Raw genomic sequence first — 19,411 nt, forward strand, 5'->3', positions numbered from 1 at the left:
GGGATTCAGGGTCGTACCCGATGTCCCGGCGCGCCGGTCTCCGCCACGATGGTGACATGACCGACTCCCAGCCGCCGCCCGCCCCGGGCCCTCAGCCCGGCGCCCGGGACGACGAGTTCGACCCGCACCGGTTGCGGACGATCATCGACATGAAGCGCTCGCAGGACGATCGTGTGGTCGCCGGCGTGTGCGCGGGAGCCGCACGATATCTGCGCATCGACCCGGTCGTGGTCCGCGTCGCGATCGTCGTCCTCACCGTGGCGGGCTTCGCCGGCGTGATCCTGTACGTCGCGGCGTGGGTGCTGCTGCCGTCCGAGGGCTCCGACAGGAGCCTGGCCGCCGAGTGGTTCAACCTGGACCGCAACGAGGAGCAGGTGCGCGTCGCGGGTCTGCTCGTGGCGGTGGTCCTGGCCTCGCTCGCGCTGGTCGGCGACACCAGCTGGTCCTGGTGGGACGGCTCACCGTGGTGGTTGCTCCCCGTCGCCCTGGTGGTCTGGGTGTTCTACCTCGGACCGCGGCGCCGACGCGAGGAGCGCGAGCGCCTCGAGCAGCCGGCGACGGTCCACGCGCCCGGCGGTGCGGCGGACCCGGCGGCGACCCGCCGGTTCCAGCGCCAGACGGCCGGCACACCGCGGGACCGGCGCTCCCAGGCCCTCCTGGGTCTCACGATGTCGTGGGTGGCCATCGCGGTCGCGGTGACGGTCATCTACGACGTGACGCAGGAGAGCGTGCCCCGGACGACGTACATCGCGGTCGCCCTGACGGTCGTCGCGATGGGACTCCTGGTCGGCGCGTTCTTCGGCAACAGCGGCGGTCTCATCGCGATCGGCGCGCTGCTGGCCATCGCCTTGACCATCGGCTCCCTGCTCCCGAACGGGCGGATCGGTGCGCAGCAGCCGACCCCGGTCACGGCCGCGGCGGTCGACGCGCACTACCGTCACGGGGTGGGGCTGCTCGAGGTCGACCTGTCACAGGTCGCGGACCCCCAGGCCCTGGTCGGGCGCAGGATCGTGATCCACGCAGGGATCGGCCACACCAAGGTCGTCGTGCCGGACGGTCTGGCCGTCCGGGTCGACGCGGACCTGCGGGCCGGCGAGATCACCCTGTTCGGACTCACCGACAACGGCACGGACGTCTCGCTGGAGACCGGAGCCCTCGACCGGTCGGCCGCCCTGACCATCGACATCGCGCAGAAGCTCGGCAACATCGAGGTGATCAGAGAATGACCCGCCATCCGTTCCGCTGGGAGAGCCTCGCGTTCGGGCTGTTCTTCCTGGCCGTCGTCGGCAACTGGGCCGTCTGGGAGCGTGATCTGCTGACTCCGCGGGAGCTCAGCCTGACCGCGTCGGCCGTCCTGATCCTGCTCGGCCTGATCGGCATCGCAGCAACTGTCCGCCAGACCCGACCCACCCCCCACACCACGTCCCCCACCTCAGAAGGAGTCCCCGATGAAGAAGCTGACCCGCAACACTGACGACCGATGGATCGCCGGCATCTGCTCCGGCCTGGCCGACTACACCGGCATGGACGCCACCGTCGTCCGGCTGGTCCTGGTCGTCCTCACGGTCCTCGGAGCGGGATCGCTGATCATCGCCTACCTGGTCGCGTGGGTGCTGATCCCCAAGCGCTCCGACACGATCTGGGTGCAGCCTAACGACGTGCCGCCCACGCCTCCCGGGCCCGGACAGCCGTCTGCGTGAAGTCGCTGAACACGCCGTCGACACCTGCGTCGTAGAACGCGAGGTACTCGCGCACGGCATCGCCGTGGGCGGCCTTGTCGCGGCCGAGCCGGAGGTCGACCGGTAGGAAGTTGTTCTCGTTGCGCATCGTCCAGACGTGCACCAGCAGTCCGAGCTCGTGGGCGTCGCGCACGAGCCCGGTCTCGCGGGTCAGCCGCTGCGCGCGGTCACGCCCGATGACCAGGCTCTTGTTGGGCCCGATCCCGTCGGCGTACGCGGCGACGTCCCGCAGGCCTTCGGGCGTGGCCAGTGCAGCGTACGACCGTGGGTCGCCCGCCGCCTTCAGGTCGTACGGTGCGCCCTGCCGGTCCAGGAGCTGTACCAGCGTGAGCGGCGTCCGCTCCCGCAGGGCGCGCAGGTGGGTCGTCTCGTCGGACTGGATGACGATGCGAGCCCCTTCGTGGTTGACCCCTCGCCGCTCGAGATCCGCGATCAGCAGGTCGTCGAGATCCAGGCCGAGACCGGCGAAGTACGTCGGATGCTTGGTCTCGACGTAGACCCCGATCGGCTCGTCACGGCCGACGCTGGCCTCCTCGGCGATGTCGAGGACCTCCTCGAAGGTCAGGATCTCCTCGGTGTGGGCCAGTGGGATGTTCTGCGGGCGCAGCTTGGGCAGCCGCTCGCGCGTCCGGAGCGTCTTGATCTCCTCGAGCGTGAAGTCCTCGGTGAACCAGCCCGCGCGGGGCACTCCGTCCACGACCTTGAGAGTCTTGCGGTCCGCGAACTCGGGCCGCTCGGCGACGTCGGTCGTCCCGTCGATCTCGTTCTCGTGGCGGGCGACGAGCACCCCGTCCCGGGTCGCGACGACGTCGGGCTCGATGTAGTCGCAGCCCTGCTCGATCGCCAGCAGATAGGACGCCCTGGTGTGCTCGAGACGCTCCCCGGGCACCCCGCGGTGGCCGATCACGACAGGTGTCGCCGGCATGCTTCCCGTCACCCCGGCATCGTGGGCGCGGGACCGTGGACCAGACGCACGGCACCGTCGCGGCGCGGGTCGGCAGCGGCCACCAGGTGCCCGTCGGGGCGCCGCAGCGTGGCGCCGACCCCGCCGTAGTACATCGTGAGGTCGGTCTCGGTCCGCACCACCTCGTCGGGCCGGCCGGCCCGGTGCACGTGGACCCGGCGGTGGTTGACCGCGTCCTGCAGACCGAGGCCGCCGTTGACGAAGCCCGCGAGCGTCTGCACGATCGCCGTCGTGATGCGGTCCGCACCCGGAGACCCGATCGCCATCGCGGAGCCGTCGACGTGCTGCCCGACCGTCGGTGCCATGTTGGACAGCAGTCGCGTCCCCGGGGCGAGGCCGTGCAGGCCTCGGGCGTTGAGCTCGGGCTCCCCGAGGCAGTTGTTGAGCCAGATGCCGGTCCCCTGCGCGATCATGCCTGAGCTGTAGCCCGACGAGACAGTGACCGCGCAGGCACCACCGTCGCTGTCGGTGGTCGAGACGTGCGCGGTGGACCCGGACTCCAGGAGCGCCAGGTCGTCACGGTCCACGAGGTCGAGGAACGCCGCCGCGTCGCGCTCGAGGTCGTCGGTGTGGTCGAGCACCGAGAGTCGGTGACCCAGGACTGCGCGCTGCACGTCGATGATGTGCTGGACGTCCTCGGGCTCCCAGTCGCCGCGCGGGCGTCCGTCGAGCAGTCTCAGCATCGCCGCGACGCACACCCCGCCGACCGACGGCGGCGGATTGGTGCCGAACGTCCAGTCGCCGGCGCGGGCCACGAGCGAGGGACGCACGACCGGACGGTAGTCGGCGAGGTCCTGGGCGCCCAGGATGCCGCCGCGCCGGACGACGTCCGCGCTGATGAGCCGCGCGAGCTCACCGGTGTGGAGCGCGCTCGCCCCGTCCGCCGCGATCAGCTCGAGCGACGCCGCGAGGTCAGGGACGACGATCAGGCCGGTCTCGATCTCACCCTCGGCGTCGTGCACCGCCGTGCGACTCTCCTCGTCCCAGCCGAAGATGGTCTGGTGGACGTGATCGAGGTAGTAGCGGGAGGCCGAGCTCATGTGGAAGCCCTGCCGCGCGACCTCGATCGCCGGGGTCACCAGCTCGCGCCACGGGACGCTGCCCCAGCGCCGGTGCGTCTCCTCGAGCGCAGCGACCGAGCCGTGCGCGGCCACCGAGCCCGGCCCGATGGTGACCCTCACGCCGCCGCCGTACTCGGTGTCGGTGTCCCACGTGCCGCCACCGAGCGCCTGGCCGCGGCCCGGCATGTCCATCCAGCCGTCGACGGTCTGCGGCGGCCCGCCGTCGGGGGGCTGCACCGTGACGAAGCCACCTGAGCTGAGCGAGACGAGGCCGACCTCGTTGACCATCGTGACGAGCACCGCCGCCACCGCAGCGTCGACCGCGTTGCCGCCGGCCAGGGCGATCTGCTCGCCGGCATCGGCCGCGGCCTCGTTGGGAGCAGCGATCGCGACGTCAGGCATGTCCGCAGGCTACCCGTGCGCGCGGAGGAGTGCCGGGCGCCGCGGCAGCAGCGTCGGCCGTAGAATGGTCGCTGGTGCGCCGGGAAGTCTGGTCGGCATGACGTCGTCGACCCCGGAAGCCCCATGACCACTTCACGCAATCGCCTGTTCAACCGCGGATCCTGGCCCGAGGCCTCGCGGATCGCCGAGATCCTTCGCCAGGAGACGATCGGCGGGGCGCTGCTGATCGTCGCCGCCGTCGCTGCCCTGGTGGCGGCGAACACCGGCGACTGGTACGCCGATCTGCGCGACACCGTGATCGGCCCGTCCGCCCTCCACCTGGACCTCAGCGTGGGCGCCTGGGCCGCGGACGGCCTGCTCGCGATCTTCTTCTTCGTGGCAGGACTCGAGCTCAAGCGCGAGTTCGTCGCGGGCGATCTGCGCGATCCACGGCGAGCCGCGATCCCCGTGCTCGCCGCGGTCGGCGGCATGATCGTGCCCGCGGTCCTGTTCGTGCTGATCAACCTGGGCGGCTCGCTGGACGGCTGGGCCGTCCCGACGGCGACCGACATCGCGTTCGCCCTCGCGGTCCTCGCGGTCATCAGCACGCACCTGCCGACCGGGCTGCGCACCTTCTTGCTGACCCTCGCGATCGTCGACGACCTGCTCGCGATCGTCATCATCGCCGTCTTCTTCACCAGCGACCTGCAGATCGTCTGGCTCCTCGTCGCGCTGCTGCCACTGGGCGCGTTCACGATTCTCGTGCAGCGCCGCATCCGGACCTGGTGGATCCTGCTGCCGCTCGCAGTCACGATCTGGGCGCTCGTGCACGCCTCGGGCATCCACGCGACCGTCGCCGGCGTGCTCATGGGCTTCGCGGTCCCGGTGCTGCGCCGGGACGGGTCCGACGGTCCCGGGCTGGCCGAGCACCTCGAGCACGTCTTCCGCCCGCTGTCGGCCGCCGTCGCGGTGCCGGTCTTCGCCTTCTTCTCCGCCGGGGTCGCGATCGGCGGGCTCGACGGGCTGCGGTCCGCGCTGCGTGACCCGATCACGATCGGCGTGGTCGTGGGGCTGTTCGCGGGCAAGAGCATCGGCGTGCTCGGCGCGACCTGGCTCGCGTCCCGCTTCACCAAGGCCGATCTCGACGAGGACCTCGCGTGGATCGACGTCGCAGGGCTCGCGATGCTGGCCGGCATCGGGTTCACGGTCTCGCTGCTGATCGGCGAGCTCGCGTACGGTGTCGGGACCCAGGCCGACGAGCACGTCAAGGTCGGCGTGCTGCTCGGCTCGCTGATCTCGGCGATCGCTGCCGCCGTGCTGCTGCGAGCCCGCAACCGGCACTACCGCGGGGTCCACGAGCGCGAGATCCGCGACGCGGACGGGGACGGCATCCCGGACGTGTACGAGGACTGACCACGGATGTGACGCCGGTCACGAATCACTAGCACAGATGGTTCGATGTGGCCATACCCACATCTGTGGGTATCCCTGTGAACTTGCGGTTCAGCCGTCGAGGGCACGGTCCAGGTTGATCGCCGCGCTGATCAGCGCCAGATGCGTGAATCCCTGCGGGAAGTTGCCGAGCTGGTCTCCGGTCGCACCGACCTCCTCGGCGTACAGCCCGACGTGGTTGGCGTAGGTGAACATCTTCTCCAGCGCGAGCTGCGCGTCGTCCAGGCGGCCCGCACGGGTCAGCGCCTCGACGTACCAGAACGAGCACAGCGAGAACGTGCCCTCCTCGCCGTCGAGACCGTCCGGGGCCTGGTCGGGGTCGTAGCGGAACACCAGGCTGTCGACCACGAGCCGCTCCTCGATCGCCTTGAGCGTCGAGAGGAAGCGCGGATCGGCAGGCGACAGGAACTTGACCATCGGCATGAGGAGCACGCCCGCGTCGAGGGCGTCGCCGTTCTCGACCTGGGTGAACGCCTTGAGGTCCGGGTTCCACGACTCGGTCATGATGCGCTCGTAGATCTGGTCGCGCACCGCGGACCACGCCGAGATGTCGCCGGGCAGACCCCGCTGACGGGCGATGCGGATCGTGCGCTCGATCGCCACCCAGCACATCAGCCGGGACGTGGTGTGCGCCCGCGTCCGGCCGCGCACCTCCCACATCCCGGCGTCCTCGCGGTCCCAGTTGTCGCACACCCACTCCACGACCCGAGTGACATCGCGCCACGCGTCGCTGCTGATGCCCGCGCCGTACTTGTTGAACAGGTAGACCGAGTCGATGAGCTCGCCGTAGATGTCGAGCTGGAGCTGGTCGACCGCCGCATTGCCGGCCCGCACGGGCCGCGAGCCACGGTGCCCCGCCAGATGGTCCAGGACGGTCTCCTCGCGGGGGACGTTCCCGTCGATGTCGTACAGGACGCGCAGCGGCCCGAGGTTGTCGTCCATGTCGTCGGTGTCGTTGCCGAGTCGCTCGGACAGCCAGCGGATGAAGGCCGAGGCCTCGTCGGTGAAACCGAGGCGCAGGAGGGCGTACAGCGTGAATCCCGCATCGCGCATCCACACGTAGCGGTAGTCCCAGTTGCGGTCACCGCCGATCGCCTCGGGCAGACTCGTCGTCGGCGCCGCGATGACGGCCCCGCTCGGCTCATGGGTCAACAGCTTCAGCGTGATCGCCGAGCGGTTGACCATCTCGCGCCAGCGGCCCGTGTACGTGGACTGCCCGAGCCATCCGCGCCAGAACTTCGCGGTCGCCTCGAACAGCGTCGACGTGTCCCGGACGTCGGCCTGCCGGAGCTCCTCGTCCTGGCCGAGCACCTCCAGCACGAACAGCGCGACGTCTCCGGTCGTGAGCTCCAGGTCCGCCGACACCACGCCGTCGTCGTCGCTCTCGACCTCGCACGACGCGCTGAGCCCCATGCGCACCCCGTCGCCGGTCAGCAGGACGCCGTGCTCGACCGGCTCGGTCGTGCAGCGGGCCCGACCGTAGTCGGGTCGGGCGTCCAGGCGCATCCGGATGCGTGTGGTGCCCCGCACCGCCACGACGCGGCGCACGAGCCGCTGCCGGTGATCGGGGTCTCCGGCCTGCAGCACGGGCATGAAGTCGTGAACCTCCACGACCCCGTCGTGGGTCAGGAACCGGGTCGCGAGCATTGCGGAGTCAGGGAAGTAGAACTGCTGGGTGCGGACCGTGCCCTCGCGGGGTGCGATCTCCCAGGAGCCGCCCTCCTCCGGGTCCAGGATCGCCCCGAACACGCTGGGTGAGTCGAAACGGGGGACGCAGAACCAGTCGATCGTCCCGTTGGTCCCGACGAGCGCCGCGGTGCGCAGGTCACCGATCAGGCCATGGTCCTCGATGCCGAGCAGGTTGTCGGGGCGCTCAGGCATCCGGGAGCCGCCAGCCGCGGCTGCCGGGGAGGGCGACCGCGTCGTCGGGTCCCCACGAACCCTGCGCGTACGGCTGCGTGGGCGGCCGCGAGTCGAGCACCGGCTGGCAGATCTGCCACAGCCGGTCGACCTCGTCGGAGCGGGTGAACAGCGTCTGGTCGCCCTTCATGACGTCGAGCAGGAGCCGCTCGTACGCCTCGAGGGGCTCGTCCTGCGGGTCGTCCTCGGCGACCTCGAGGTGGAGCGTGGACGTCGTGAGCGCCATCGTGGGTCCGGGCCGCTTGGCGTACAGGTCGACGCTGACGGTCGGCGAGTCGGTGAGCTCGAGGACGAGCTCGTTGGGCCCGTACGCGTCATCGCCGAAGCGACCCATCGGCGGCGTGCGGAAGGTCAGGGTGATGGTGCGCCGGGTCGCACCGAGGGCCTTGCCGGTGCGCAGGTAGAACGGCACGCCCTGCCAGCGCTCGGTGTCGACCCACGCCTCGAGGGCGACGAAGGTCTCGACCTCGGAGTCGGGGTCGACGTCCTCCTCGTCCCGATATCCCTCGTACTGGCCGAAGACGACCCGCTCGGGGTCGAGCGGGCGCATCGCGGCGAAGACCTTGGACTTCTCGTTGCGCAGCGCCGTCGGGTCGAGGGTGACCGGCGGCTCCAGCGCGACGAAGCCCATCACCTGGCACAGGTGGGTCGTGATCATGTCGCGGAACGCGCCGGTGGACTCATAGAAGCTGCCGCGTCCCTCGGCGGTCAGCTCCTCGGGGATGTCGACCTGGACCGAGACCACGTGGTCCCGGTTCCACGCGGGCTCGATCAGGCCGTTCGCGAACCGCAGCGCGAGGATGTTCTGCACCGCCTCCTTGCCCAGGAAGTGGTCGATGCGGAAGACCTGGTCCTCCGACACGACGTCCTTGAGGGTCGCGTCGAGCTCGCGAGAGGACGACAGGTCAGTGCCGAAGGGCTTCTCGATCACGAGGCGGGCGTCGTCGGCGACCCCCTCCCTGCCGAGCATCCCGATCATCGGCTCCATCGCGGTCGGCGGCACCGAGAGGTAGATGAGCTTCTCCGCCCCCTCGCCCAGGTCGTCGAGAGCAGAATCCACTGCCTCGGCGAGGTCCGCGCCGTCGTCGGCGTCCGAGACGCAGAAGGTCAGCCGGCCGAGCACGTCGTCGGCGATCGAGTCGTCCAGGTCGTCGACGAACTCCGTCAGCGACTCGCGGATCTTGTCGCGGAACTCCTCGTCGGAGCCGGGCGAGTGGCGCCCCGAGCCGATGATCGCGTAGTCGTCGGGCAGCCTCGACGCTGCTGCGAGCCGGTAGAGACCCGGGAACAGCTTGCGCCGGGCGAGGTCACCGGTCGCACCGAAGATGACGAAGACGTGCGGGGACGGGGTGTCGTTGTCAGGGGCCACCCCGCCAGCCTAGGCACCGTGCGGGGAGGCGCAACGGGAACGATCAGTCGTAATCGGACTCGTTGTCGAGCGAGATCCAGTCCGACGACTTCTGCTTCGTCGTGCGGCCGTCCTTCGTCACGACCAGGGTGCCGTCGTAGGCCTGCACGGCGTAGGAGACGCCGTCCTTCTTGGCCACGAACGCGTCGAGCTGGGGGTCGTACTCACCCTTGACGTCGACCGTGTCGCCGCCGTCGGCCTGCGTGACGAAGCGGAACTCCTCCCCCGAGCTCGTCCTGCCACAGATCGACGTCTTGGCGCCCGTCGTCGTGGTCTTGTAGAGGATCACCGGGTAGGAACCGCCGCACGAGAGACCGAGGCCGGACTTCTTCTGCTCAGCCGGGGTGACCGGCGCGGGGGCGCCGCAGTCCGGCAGCAGGCTCTCCTGGCGGATGCCCTCGACGTTGAACTGGGTGTCCGGGCCCTCGCACTTCTCAGGCGCCTCGGCCTTCGGTGACGTCTTCTCCGGCGCGGGCGTCGTCGACGCCTCGGGCGAGGGTGTCTCGGACGTCGGCTCGCCGCTCGGGCCCGCGGCGAGCGGCGACACGTCGTCGTCCCCGCCGAGACGCCACACGGCCACGGCCACCAGCGCCGCGACCGCGAGGGCGACGACGAGGAGGAGCAGGGGCTTGCGCCGCGATGAGGCGGACTGACTCACGGTGTTGCCTTCCGGTGGACTGCCACGACCCTAACAAGACAGCGCCGTCTCGTCGGCATCGTGGCCTCGGCCCCCGGCACCCCGAGCGCTTTGGTCCAAGTGTCAAGCGCTGCCTAGGTAGCCAAGGGTCTCATCAGGGCTTGCGCCGCTCCCACCAAAACAGGGCGAGGGTCGCTCGTCGCTCAGGTCCCGTTGGGCCGATGTGCCTTCCGGGGATCACTGCCCTTGAGTTCCTCTTCTTCGCAACCACAGGCCCCCCGACACCACTGCCACGGCGAGGAGGATGAACCCGACGGTCCTCCACGCCGGATCGCGTGCGTCGATGATCGACAGGTTGTTGATGAGGCCGAGGACAGCCGCGAGGCCGCAGCTCAGGAGGAACCATTCTCGTGCTGGCATCGGCGATCCTTCATGGATGGAGGTGAGTCGGGCCATGGCAAGGAACTGACACCCGGCGGCGGTCAACGGCGCTTGGAGAGCCTGTAGTTCCGTACCAGCACAAGAATCCCCAGTGGGAAAAGGATGACCCCCGCTACAACCCGGAGCGCACCAGGCGCATCGCTGGTCATCACCCCGAAGAGAACGAAGAGAACGACAAGCACCGCAACACTCAGAACCGCCTGACGACGTTTCTCTGAAGTACTGCTCGTCATCCGGAGCCCAATCGGTGATGGAACCAGTGATGGCCACAGGCGTTGAGTGGTGACGCCTCCCGCGATGGTAATCACGTCGAATCCCCGTGTCCCCGGTTTCGACGTGACCGAAGAGACCACCGAAACTCCTGCACACAAGCACCCGTGCAGGCGGCGACACCATTCACGAAGTTGTACACGTCGCCAGACGCGCTGAGGTCAACACCCGCGGGCGCTCACTCCCACTCGATGGTTCCCGGCGGCTTGCTCGTGATGTCCAGCACGACGCGGTTGACCTCGTCGACCTCGTTGGTGATGCGGGTCGAGATGCGCTCGAGCACCTCGTAGGGCAGCCGGCTCCAGTCCGCCGTCATGGCGTCCTCGCTCGACACGGGACGCAGCACGATCGGGTGACCGTAGGTGCGGCCGTCGCCCTGCACGCCGACCGAGCGGACGTCGGCGAGCAGCACGACCGGGAACTGCCAGATCTCTGCGTCGAGGCCTGCTGCGGTGGTCTCCTCGCGGACGATCGCGTCGGCCGCGCGCAGGATGCGCAGCCGCTCGGCGTCGACCGCGCCGACGATGCGGATCGCGAGACCGGGCCCCGGGAACGGGTGGCGCCCGACGATCGCCTCGGGGATCCCGAGCTGACGACCGACGTCACGGACCTCGTCCTTGAACAGGGTGCGCAGCGGCTCGATCAGGCTGAACTCGAGGTCCTCGGGCAGACCGCCCACGTTGTGGTGGCTCTTGATGTTGGACGCGCCCGCACCGCCGCCGGACTCCACGACGTCCGGGTAGAGGGTGCCCTGCACCAGGAACTTGACCGGCGTGCCCGGCGTCGCGAGCACCTCGCGCTCGGCTGCCTCGAAGACCCGGATGAACTCGCGCCCGATGATCTTGCGCTTCTGCTCGGGGTCGGAGACGCCCTCGAGGAAGCCGAGGAACTGGTCCTTGGCGTCCACGACCTTCAGGTCGACCCCGGTCGCCTCGACGTAGTCCTTCTCGACCTGCTCGGCCTCTCCCTCGCGCAGCAGGCCGTGGTCGACGAACACCGCGGTGAGCTGATCGCCGATCGCACGCTGCACGAGCGCGGTCGAGACGGCGGAGTCGACCCCGCCCGACAGCGCGGAGATCACGCGGGCGTCGCCGACCTGCTCACGGATGAGCTCGATCTGCTCCTCCACGATGTTGCTGCTGGTCCAGGTCTGGCGGCAGCCGGCGATGTCGACGAGGAACGACTCGAGGATGCGCTGGCCGTGCTCGCTGTGCAGCACCTCGGGGTGCCACTGAACGCCGGCCAGACGCCGGTCGTCGTTCTCGAACGCCGCGACGGTGGCGCGCGGGGACTTCGCGTTGACCACGAAGCCCTCGGGGGCGCTGACGACCTCGTCGCCGTGCGACATCCAGGACGTGAGGCTGGTCGGCAGGCCCGAGAGCAGCTTGCCCGGCTCCATGACGCTGACCACGGTGCGACCGTACTCGCGCTGCCCGGTGTGGGCCACGGTGCCGCCGAGCGCCTGCGCCATCGCCATGAAGCCGTAGCAGATGCCGAAGACGGGGGTCGTGGACTCGAACAGGGCCGCGTCCAGCCGCGGGGCCCCCTCCTCGTACACCGACGACGGGCCGCCGGACAGGATGATCGCGGCGGGGTTGCGGGCGAGCATCTCCTCGACCGGCATGGTGTGGGGGACGATCTCGGAGTAGACCCGAGCCTCCCTCACGCGGCGGGCGATCAGCTGGGCGTACTGCGCCCCGAAGTCGACGACAAGGACAAGGTCATGTTCGGGGGTCACGGCCCCAAGTCTATCGGCTGGGGTCCGCTCAGCTCACGCCGACGATCGGCAGGCGCAGGGCGGCCGGAGCGTCCTCGGGGACGACCGGGTTCTTGGGCGCGATCGGCTCGATCCGGCGGTAGGTCTCCCCCATCGCCGGACGCGGGTCGGCCTCGCCCTTGTTGGGCCAGTACGACATCGCGCGCTCGGTCTGGGCGGTGATCGTGAGCGACGGGTTGACGCCGAGATTGGCACTGACCGTCGAGCCGTCGGCGACGTGCAGGCCCTCGTGGCCGTAGAGCCGCTGATAGGGGTCGACGACACCGCTCTCGGGCGAGTCCCCGATCGCGCACCCACCCATGAAGTGTGCGGTCAGCGGGACGTTGAACGGCTCACCGATCGTGCCGCCCGGGGTGCCGCCCATCTCCTCGGCCATCATCTGCACCGCCCGGTGGCCGGGCTCGATGAATGCCGGGTTGGGCGCACCGTGGCCCTGCTTGGACGTCAGGCGACGCCGCCCCGTGATGCCACGCTTGGTGTAGGTCGTGATCGAGTTGTCGTGCGTCTGCATGACCAGCGCGATGACCGTGCGCTCGGACCAGTGCTGCAGATCGTAGAGCTTGCGCAGGTTGCGCTTCTGGCGCCACATCTCCTTGAGCCACACCCGCCACCGCGGGACCGTGGTGCTGCCGTCGGTGAGCACGGTCTGCAGCAGCGACATCGCATTGGACCGCCGGCCGTAGCGCGTCGGCTCGACGTGGGTGAACTCGTCGGGGTGGAACGACGAGGTGATGGCGACGCCCTCGCTGTAGTCGACGTCGTTGTCGTCGGCGATCGATCCGAGCAACGCCTCGGAGTTGGTCCGGGTCAGGACACCGAGGCGGGCCGAGACGCGCGGCAGGTGGCCCTGGTCGCGCATCCGGTGCAGGAGCTTCTGGGTGCCCATCGTGCTGGCGCTGAAGACGACCTGCTCGGCCGTGATCACCCGGTGCTTGCGGAACCGCTTGTCGGTCCGGCGGGTCTCGATCTCGTAGCCACCACCGGCCCGCGGGCGTACGGACACCACGGTCGTGAGCGGGTGCACCTCCGCGCCCGCGGCCTCCGCGAGGTGGAGGTAGTTCTTGACCAGCGTGTTCTTGGCGTTGTGCCGGCAGCCGGTCATGCACTCGCCGCAGTTGAGGCACGCGTTGCGGTCGGGCCCCATGCCGCCGAAGAACGGGTCGGGCACGGGGGCGCCGCCCGGGGCAGGCGGCTCCTCGCCGGGCTCACCGAAGAAGACGCCGACGGGGGTGTGGTGGAACGTGCCACCTACGCCCATCCGCTCGGCGACCTTCTTGACGATCTCGTCGGCCGGCGACACGTACGGGTAGACCGTGACGCCCAGCATGCGCTTGGCCTGGTCGTAGTACGGCGCGAGCTCGGCCTTCCAGTCCGTGATGTGGCCCCATGCGGGGTCCTCGTAGAAGGGATCGAGCGGTTCGTAGAGCGTGTTGGCATAGACGAGCGAGCCCCCGCCGACGCCGGCGCCGGACAGGATCAGCGCGTCCCGCAGCTTGTCGATGCGCTGGATGCCGTAGCAGCCGAGCTGGGGCAGCCAGAGGAACTTGCGCAGGTGCCACGAGCTCGCGGCGAAGTCCGCGTCCTCGTAGCGCTTGCCCGCCTCGAGCACCGCGACCTTGTAGCCCTTCTCGGTCAGGCGGAGGGCCGAGACGCTGCCGCCGAAGCCGGAGCCGATCACCAGGACGTCGTAGTCGAACGCGGTCATACCCTGAGTATGACATCGGCGCTGTCACATGGCTACCGGTCGGTAACCATGCGCCGCCCGCAGATAGACTGCCCTGTGACCACCCCGCTCTTCCGGCTCCTCGCAGAGGACCTCCGGAGGGTCGGACCGGGCGCGGTGAACGGGCTGACCGCGACCCGCGTGGGCATCGCCGTCGCGGTCCCGTTGCTCACGCTCGTCGCGCTCGATCGTCTGGAGTGGTCGGCGTTCTGTGCCTTCGGGGCGTTCGCGGCGATCTACGGACGGACGCTCCCGCGTCGCGTTCGCGCCGTCCAGCAGGTGCAGGTGAGCCTCGCGCTCGTCACGGCCATCACCACCGGCACGATAGCCGCACTGTCGCCGCACCAGACCTTCTGGATCGTCGTCGGCGGATCGCTCGCGGCCATGATCATGGCCGTCCTGGCGGACGTCTGGCAGTGGAAGCCTCCCGGCGGCCTGTTCGCGGTGTTCGCGTTCTCGGTGTGCGCGACCCAGGCCGACGCCACGTGTGCCACCGTGCTGATCGCCGCCGCCCTCGGCACCGCGTCCGCCGCGTTCGCGATCCTCGTCTGCAGCATCGGACCCGAGGGCACCGGTCCCGTGCCGCAGCGGCGGGACGTGCGAGCCCACCTGGCCGATCCGGCGACCGTCCGGCACGCCGTCCGGCACCTGCTCGCGCCGCTGCTCACCGGATCGGTCGCGGTGGCGCTCGACATCGGCCACCCCTACTGGGGCATGGTCGCCTCGATCGTCCCGCTCACCTCGCCGTCGATGCGCGAGATGGCGTTCCGGGGCGCCCACCGGCTGATCGGCACGGCGCTGGGTCTGGGCCTGACGGCAGCGATCCTCGCCTTCCACCCCGGCGAGGTGGCCCTGGTCGTGGTGATCATCGCGGCGCAGCTCCTGACCGAGCTGATCGTGATGCGCCACTACGCGCTGGCGCTGGTGTTCATCACGCCGTTGGCGCTGTTGATGGGCCAGCTCGTGCACCCGCTCCCCGCGGGCGACGTGGTCACCCAGCGCGGCGTCGAGACGCTCCTCGGCGTGGTCATCGGGCTCGCGGTCGCCTGGGCGACGCGCCGTCGGCCTCAGGCGAAGAGCTTCTCGCCCCAGTAGCCCTTCGTGTCGACGCCGGGCGGGCACGCGAACAGGCCCGAGCCGACGTGGACGATGTACTCGTTGAGGAGGTCGTTCTGCAGGCCGGCCAGCGAGCGCTGGATCTGCACGAACTGCTTCTCCGGGTCCCGCTGGTACGCGATGAAGAACAGGCCGGCCGAGAGCTGACCCAGCCCGTTGGAGCCGTCCACGAAGTTGTAGCCGCGGCGCAGGAGCTTGGCACCCTTGTTGACGTCGGGGTGCGCAAGACGTACGTGCGACTTCATGTCGATCATGGGCTTGCCGGTCTCGTCCTTGGCGTCGAAGTCCAGCGGTACGAACTCGTCGCCACCGGAGCGGGGACCACCGGAGCCCTTGGTGCGTCCGATGATCGCCTCCTGGCCCTCCAGCGGCTCGCGGTCCCAGGTCTCGATGCGCATGTCGATCTTGCGGGAGACGAGGTAGGAGCCGCCGACGAGCCACGCAGGACCCTCGTCCTCGTGGACCCAGACGAAGTCGTCGACGTCCTTGGTGTCCTCGACCTTGACGTTCGCGGTCCCGTCCTTGAAGCCGAACAGGTTGCGTGCGGTGACCTGTGCGGTCGACGTCGACGACGTACGGCCGAAGCCCATCTGGGAGTAGCGGACCGAGGCACGTCCGAAGGCGATGCGGGCGAAGTTGCGCACCGCGTGCACCGCGACCTGCGGATCGTTGGCGCAGGCCTGCACCGCGATGTCCCCGTCGCTGATCGCCGGGTCGAGCCGGTCGCCGGCGAACGACGGCAGGTCCTGCAGACGCTCGGGGAGCTGCCCGTCGAGACCGAAGCGGGCCCTGCCCTTGTCGTCCACGAACAGGCTGCGCCCGAAGCCGACCGTGACGGTCAGGCCCGACGGCGGCAGGCCGAGCGCCTCGCCGGTGTCCTCGGGCGGTGCGTACGGCGATCCGCTGACGGCGCCGAAGTCGCCCACGTCGTTGCCCTGCGTCATCTGACGGGCCGCCGCGGTCCAGTCCTTCAGCAGCGAGATCAGGTCCTCGCGCTCGTCCGAGGTCATGTCGAACGTCGCGAAGTAGAGCCGGTCCTGCGCCGGGGTGACGATGCCGGCCTGGTGGGCCCCTTCGAACGGGACCGGCGCGGCGTGGGGATCGGCGACCCCCGCCGGCGTCGCGGGCTCCCCGGCCGCCTGCCCGACCGCGTAGCCGCCACCGGCACCGACAGCCAGCGCGCCGACGCCGGCCGCCCCCAGCAGCTTCCTGCGGGAGAGGCCGGAAGCGGAGCGATCCTGGGCGGTCATGTCGTCAGGCTACGCAGACTTCGCAACCACGGCCGCGACCTGGCTGATGGGCTCGCTCAGCCCCGCCACCGCGTTGGACAGCGCCTTGACCTGGTCCTTGGTCAGCTCGTCGTAGAACATCCAGTCGCCCGTGGTCTTGTCCTGGTGCTGGTTGAGCTCCTTGTCGAGCGCCGCGAACTGCGCGTCGATCTTCTTCACGAGCGCGGGGTCCTGCTTCTCGAGCACGGGGCGCAGCGACGCGATCGCTGCCTGCGAGCCCTCGATGTTGGCCTTGAAGTCCCACAGGTCGGTGTGGCTGAACTCGTCCTCCTCGCCGGTGATCTTGCCGGTCGCGACCTCGTCCAGCAGCCCCTTCGAGCCCTGCGCGAGCTCGAGGGCGGTGAGCGGGGTGTCCTGACCCAGCTGGACGATCTTCTTGACGTTGGCGAGGAGCTGATCGGCGTACTTGTCCATGCCCTCGGTGTTGTCCTCGACCCACAGCTGCTTCTCGATGCGGTGCCAGCCGGTGAAGTCGACGCCCTCGGCCTTCGCGTCGGGCTCGCGACCGTCGGTGATGGGGTCGAGGTCGCCGAACTTCTCCGCGACCGGCTCGATGCGCTCCCAGTACGTGCGCGCGATCGGGTAGAGCTTCTTGGCCTTGTCGACATCGCCGGCCTTGACCGCGTCGACGAACTCGGTGGTCTTGACGATCAGGGTGTCGCTCTGTGACTTCACGTAGCGGGCATAGCTGTCGGCGGCGGCCTGCAGCTCCTGGGAGTCCGAGAGCTTCTTGGCCGCGCCGCCCGTGACGGTCAGGGTCTGACGTATGCCGTCGCCGATCATGCCGGGCTTGCACGCTCCTTCGTACGTCCCCTTGGGCAGGTCGACGACCAGGTTGCGGGTCAGGCCGGGACCGATGTTCTCGACCTCGCCCATGATGCGGTCGCCGTCCGCGTACACGTAGAACTCGGTGACCTTGGAGCCCTTGTTGCTGACCTTGAAGGTCGAGGGTCCGGCCTTGAGCTTCGTGGCCGACACCTCGCACTTCGAGTCGCTCGCGGCGACGGACAGGTCACCGCTCGCAGTCGACTCCGAAGGATCGGACGCGCAGGCGCTGAGACCGATCGCGGCGAGGGCGCCGAGGACGGCGAGGCTGGACTTCATGGGCATTCCTTCGACGCTGTGGAGCCCGCCGATTTAGGCAAGCCTCACCATGCTAAGCGAGATCATCCGCTGAAGCGACGGGGACGGGCGAACTGGCACCGGGTCGACGGAGCATGGAGGATGGAGACATGAGGCAGGCCTTGACGTGGATCGTCCCCGCAGCGCTGGCCGCCGCGGCCTGGCTCGCCTGGTTGGGCTGGGACGAGAGCGGGACGTACGCGGCCTGGCAGGTCGTCGGATCGGCGGTCTCGCTGGTCGGCGTCGTGGCGCTGGCCACCCTCGTTTTCCGGGACCCGGGGCAGGTCGCGCTCGCGGCGACAGCGGGCTACGCGATCGCATGCGCCGGGACCGCCACCACGGACGACGGGTCCGGGCTCTCGGACATCGGCCTCGCGCTGCTCGTGATCGGCGTGGGCGCGGCGTCGTTCGCGGTGGCGTTCGGCACCAGGGAGGCCCGCGCCCGGCAGCAGGGCGACCGTCCGCACCCCTAGGGCTCAGCCGAGCAGCTTCTCGAAGCAGAGCGAGTAGGTCACGGCCTCGTAGGGCGGGAACACCGGGATGGGCGTGTAGCCGTGGCGGGCGTAGAACTTCAACGCGGCGTGCTGGCGGTCCCCCGTGTGGACCACGATGCGCGGGGCGCCGAGATCGCGCGCGACCTGCTCGATCGCGTCGAGCAGGGCATCGGCCGCTCCCCTGCCCCGCGACGGCTCGCGGACGTACAGCCGCTTCATCTCCGGCACCCCGGCCAGGTCGCCGTCGAGGAGTCGTACGCACGCGTGCCCGATCGGCTCGTCCCCGTCGTACGCCACGAACGTCGCCACGATCGTGGTCGGGTCGATGCCCTCGGAGCCGCCACGGTGGACCGCGGCGGGATCGTCGGCATACAGCCGGTTGCCCAATGCGACGTGCTCGTCGCGCAGCGCCACCGCGTCGGGATGGTCGAAGTCGACCCGCTCGACGCGCATCACAGACCTGCCGGGCAGCGGATCAACCGACGACGACCTCGACCCGCTGGAACTCCTTGAGATCGGTGTAGCCGGTCGTGGCCATCGCACGACGCAGGGCACCGATGAGGTTCATGGTGCCGTCGGGGACGGACGAGGGACCGAACAGGACCGACTCGAGGTCGCCGACCGTACCGATGTCGACGCGCTCGCCACGAGGCAGGTCGGGGTGCCAGGCCTCGGCGCCCCAGTGGAAGCCGCGTCCCGGTGCCTCGACCGCGCGGGCGAACGGCGAGCCGATCATGACGGCGTCGGCACCGCACGCGATCGCCTTCGCGATGTCACCGCTGCGGCCGATCGAGCCGTCGGCGATCACGTGGACGTAGCGACCGCCCGACTCGTCGAGGTAGTCCCTCCGAGCCGCGGCGACGTCGGCGACGGCCGAGGCCATCGGCACCGAGATGCCCAGCACCGAGCGGGTCGTGTGCGCAGCGCCGCCACCGAAGCCGACCAGCACGCCGGCCGCACCGGTCCGCATGAGGTGCAGCGCCGCCTGGTAGGTCGCGCAGCCGCCCACGATGACCGGGACGTCGAGCTCGTAGATGAACTCCTTGAGGTTCAGCGGCTCGGTCTGGCCCGAGACGTGCTCGGCGGAGACGGTCGTGCCGCGGATCACGAACAGGTCCACGCCTGCGTCGACCACGGCGTCGGCGAACTGCTTGGTGCGCTGCGGCGACAGGGCGCCGGCGACCGTGACGCCGGACTCGCGCACCTGCTTGAGCCGGGCCGTGATGAGCTCGGCCTTGATCGGCTCGGCGTAGATCTCCTGCAGACGCTTCGTCGCGCGGGGGCCCTCGATCTGCGCGACCTCGTCGAGCAGCTCCTCGGGGTTGTCGTAGCGGGTCCAGAGCCCCTCGAGGTCGAGGACGCCGAGACCACCGTGCTGACCCAGCGCGATCGCCGTCTCGGGGCTCATGACCGAGTCCATGGGCGCCGCGAGGACAGGCAGGTCGAACCGGTAGGCGTCGATCTGCCAGGCCGTGGACACCTCCTCGGGGTCACGGGTACGCCGGCTCGGGACGATCGCGATGTCGTCGAAGGAGTACGCCCGCCGACCGCGCTTGGCCGTGCCGATCTCGATGTCTGCCATGGGTCCAGCCTAGTGGTTGGCGAGACGACGCCCGG

At 69.9% G+C, this 19,411-nt stretch carries 18 protein-coding genes; 6 read left to right on the top strand and 12 right to left on the bottom strand.

What is annotated here, in order from left to right:
• Window positions 1-56 precede the first annotated feature (56 nt).
• The 3 genes from GEV26_RS14555 to GEV26_RS14565 are packed head-to-tail and all read left to right on the top strand — an operon-like array spanning window position 57 to window position 1,700.
• Window positions 57-1,226, top strand: coding sequence for a PspC domain-containing protein (locus GEV26_RS14555; RefSeq protein WP_194839878.1), 1,170 nt, complete (start codon window positions 57-59; stop codon window positions 1,224-1,226).
• Window positions 1,223-1,474: a hypothetical protein gene (locus GEV26_RS14560; RefSeq protein WP_153654203.1), complete on the top strand. Its 252-nt coding sequence runs from the start codon at window positions 1,223-1,225 to the stop codon at window positions 1,472-1,474. Before GEV26_RS14555 ends, GEV26_RS14560 begins: the two co-directional genes overlap by 4 nt.
• Window positions 1,449-1,700, top strand: a complete 252-nt coding sequence (locus GEV26_RS14565) for a PspC domain-containing protein (protein WP_153654205.1) — start codon at window positions 1,449-1,451, stop codon at window positions 1,698-1,700. Before GEV26_RS14560 ends, GEV26_RS14565 begins: the two co-directional genes overlap by 26 nt.
• Here GEV26_RS14565 and GEV26_RS14570 read toward each other — a convergent pair.
• Together GEV26_RS14570 and GEV26_RS14575 are read right to left on the bottom strand one after the other, a co-directional pair.
• Window positions 1,651-2,676 (bottom strand): glycerophosphodiester phosphodiesterase family protein, encoded by a 1,026-nt coding sequence (locus GEV26_RS14570; protein WP_243838774.1) that lies wholly within the window; start codon window positions 2,674-2,676, stop codon window positions 1,651-1,653. The genes GEV26_RS14565 and GEV26_RS14570 overlap by 50 nt on opposite strands.
• Entirely contained in the window at window positions 2,673-4,166 is a 1,494-nt protein-coding gene (locus GEV26_RS14575) for a gamma-glutamyltransferase (RefSeq protein ID WP_153654207.1), read from the bottom strand. The genes GEV26_RS14570 and GEV26_RS14575 overlap by 4 nt, the downstream gene beginning before the upstream one ends.
• A 123-nt stretch (window positions 4,167-4,289) precedes the next feature.
• Between GEV26_RS14575 and nhaA the strand changes: the two genes are divergently transcribed.
• Entirely contained in the window at window positions 4,290-5,558 is a 1,269-nt protein-coding gene (gene nhaA / locus GEV26_RS14580) for a Na+/H+ antiporter NhaA (RefSeq protein WP_153654209.1), read from the top strand.
• Window positions 5,559-5,648: 90 nt separating this feature from the next.
• Here nhaA and GEV26_RS14585 read toward each other — a convergent pair whose 3' ends face one another.
• The 6 genes from GEV26_RS14585 to GEV26_RS14610 all read right to left on the bottom strand — a co-directional run bounded on the left by GEV26_RS14585 (window position 5,649) and on the right by GEV26_RS14610 (window position 13,755).
• A complete protein-coding gene (locus GEV26_RS14585) occupies window positions 5,649-7,478 on the bottom strand; it encodes a glycoside hydrolase family 15 protein (RefSeq protein WP_153654211.1) in 1,830 nt (609 codons plus the stop codon).
• Window positions 7,471-8,886, bottom strand: coding sequence for a glucose-6-phosphate dehydrogenase (gene zwf, locus GEV26_RS14590; RefSeq protein ID WP_153654213.1), 1,416 nt, complete (start codon window positions 8,884-8,886; stop codon window positions 7,471-7,473). The genes GEV26_RS14585 and zwf overlap by 8 nt, the downstream gene beginning before the upstream one ends.
• A 43-nt stretch (window positions 8,887-8,929) precedes the next feature.
• The gene (locus GEV26_RS14595; protein WP_153654215.1) at window positions 8,930-9,583 is read right to left on the bottom strand and encodes a hypothetical protein; all 654 of its coding nucleotides are present in this window, start codon (window positions 9,581-9,583) and stop codon (window positions 8,930-8,932) included.
• Window positions 9,584-9,799: 216 nt separating this feature from the next.
• Window positions 9,800-9,982 (bottom strand): hypothetical protein, encoded by a 183-nt coding sequence (locus GEV26_RS14600; protein WP_153654217.1) that lies wholly within the window; start codon window positions 9,980-9,982, stop codon window positions 9,800-9,802.
• A gap of 469 nt (window positions 9,983-10,451) precedes the next feature.
• Window positions 10,452-12,011 (bottom strand): glutamine-hydrolyzing GMP synthase, encoded by a 1,560-nt coding sequence (gene guaA, locus GEV26_RS14605; protein ID WP_153654219.1) that lies wholly within the window; start codon window positions 12,009-12,011, stop codon window positions 10,452-10,454.
• 28 nt (window positions 12,012-12,039) lie between these two features.
• A complete protein-coding gene (locus GEV26_RS14610) occupies window positions 12,040-13,755 on the bottom strand; it encodes a GMC oxidoreductase (protein WP_153654220.1) in 1,716 nt (571 codons plus the stop codon).
• 75 nt (window positions 13,756-13,830) lie between these two features.
• On the opposite strand from GEV26_RS14610, the gene GEV26_RS14615 reads away from it, so the two are divergent.
• On the top strand, window positions 13,831-14,868 hold the full coding sequence (locus GEV26_RS14615) for an FUSC family protein (RefSeq protein ID WP_194839879.1): 1,038 nt from the start codon (window positions 13,831-13,833) through the stop codon (window positions 14,866-14,868).
• On the opposite strand, the gene efeB is transcribed toward GEV26_RS14615, so the two are convergent.
• On the bottom strand, window positions 14,841-16,139 hold the full coding sequence (gene efeB / locus GEV26_RS14620) for an iron uptake transporter deferrochelatase/peroxidase subunit (RefSeq protein WP_153654224.1): 1,299 nt from the start codon (window positions 16,137-16,139) through the stop codon (window positions 14,841-14,843). The genes GEV26_RS14615 and efeB overlap by 28 nt on opposite strands.
• A gap of 9 nt (window positions 16,140-16,148) precedes the next feature.
• Window positions 16,149-17,282 (bottom strand): iron uptake system protein EfeO, encoded by a 1,134-nt coding sequence (efeO, locus tag GEV26_RS14625; RefSeq protein ID WP_153654226.1) that lies wholly within the window; start codon window positions 17,280-17,282, stop codon window positions 16,149-16,151.
• A 128-nt stretch (window positions 17,283-17,410) separates the two neighbouring features.
• Here efeO and GEV26_RS14630 point away from each other — a divergent pair, with 128 nt between their 5' ends.
• Complete coding sequence (locus GEV26_RS14630) at window positions 17,411-17,773, top strand: hypothetical protein (RefSeq protein ID WP_153654228.1); 363 nt, start codon at window positions 17,411-17,413, stop codon at window positions 17,771-17,773.
• A 3-nt stretch (window positions 17,774-17,776) separates the two neighbouring features.
• Here GEV26_RS14630 and GEV26_RS14635 read toward each other — a convergent pair whose 3' ends face one another.
• Window positions 17,777-18,247, bottom strand: a complete 471-nt coding sequence (locus tag GEV26_RS14635) for a GNAT family N-acetyltransferase (protein WP_153654230.1) — start codon at window positions 18,245-18,247, stop codon at window positions 17,777-17,779.
• A 22-nt stretch (window positions 18,248-18,269) separates the two neighbouring features.
• Window positions 18,270-19,376, bottom strand: coding sequence for a GuaB3 family IMP dehydrogenase-related protein (locus tag GEV26_RS14640; protein WP_153654232.1), 1,107 nt, complete (start codon window positions 19,374-19,376; stop codon window positions 18,270-18,272).
• Window positions 19,377-19,411: the final 35 nt, after the last annotated feature.

Origin of the sequence: Aeromicrobium yanjiei (genome assembly GCF_009649075.1) — a bacterium.
GTDB lineage: Bacteria > Actinomycetota > Actinomycetes > Propionibacteriales > Nocardioidaceae > Aeromicrobium > Aeromicrobium yanjiei.

Bases quoted from the DNA above. Each gene is read 5' to 3' on its own strand.
- GEV26_RS14555 (WP_194839878.1), top strand. From the start codon at position 57: ATGACCGACTCCCAGCCGCCGCCCGCCCCGGGCCCTCAGCCCGGCGCC.
- GEV26_RS14560 (WP_153654203.1), top strand. From the start codon at position 1,223: ATGACCCGCCATCCGTTCCGCTGGGAGAGCCTCGCGTTCGGGCTGTTC.
- GEV26_RS14565 (WP_153654205.1), top strand. From the start codon at position 1,449: ATGAAGAAGCTGACCCGCAACACTGACGACCGATGGATCGCCGGCATC.
- GEV26_RS14575 (WP_153654207.1), bottom strand. From the start codon at position 4,166: ATGCCTGACGTCGCGATCGCTGCTCCCAACGAGGCCGCGGCCGATGCC.
- nhaA (WP_153654209.1), top strand. From the start codon at position 4,290: ATGACCACTTCACGCAATCGCCTGTTCAACCGCGGATCCTGGCCCGAG.
- GEV26_RS14585 (WP_153654211.1), bottom strand. From the start codon at position 7,478: ATGCCTGAGCGCCCCGACAACCTGCTCGGCATCGAGGACCATGGCCTG.
- GEV26_RS14600 (WP_153654217.1), bottom strand. From the start codon at position 9,982: ATGCCAGCACGAGAATGGTTCCTCCTGAGCTGCGGCCTCGCGGCTGTC.
- GEV26_RS14610 (WP_153654220.1), bottom strand. From the start codon at position 13,755: ATGACCGCGTTCGACTACGACGTCCTGGTGATCGGCTCCGGCTTCGGC.
- efeB (WP_153654224.1), bottom strand. From the start codon at position 16,139: ATGACCGCCCAGGATCGCTCCGCTTCCGGCCTCTCCCGCAGGAAGCTG.
- efeO (WP_153654226.1), bottom strand. From the start codon at position 17,282: ATGAAGTCCAGCCTCGCCGTCCTCGGCGCCCTCGCCGCGATCGGTCTC.
- GEV26_RS14630 (WP_153654228.1), top strand. From the start codon at position 17,411: ATGAGGCAGGCCTTGACGTGGATCGTCCCCGCAGCGCTGGCCGCCGCG.
- GEV26_RS14635 (WP_153654230.1), bottom strand. From the start codon at position 18,247: ATGCGCGTCGAGCGGGTCGACTTCGACCATCCCGACGCGGTGGCGCTG.
- GEV26_RS14640 (WP_153654232.1), bottom strand. From the start codon at position 19,376: ATGGCAGACATCGAGATCGGCACGGCCAAGCGCGGTCGGCGGGCGTAC.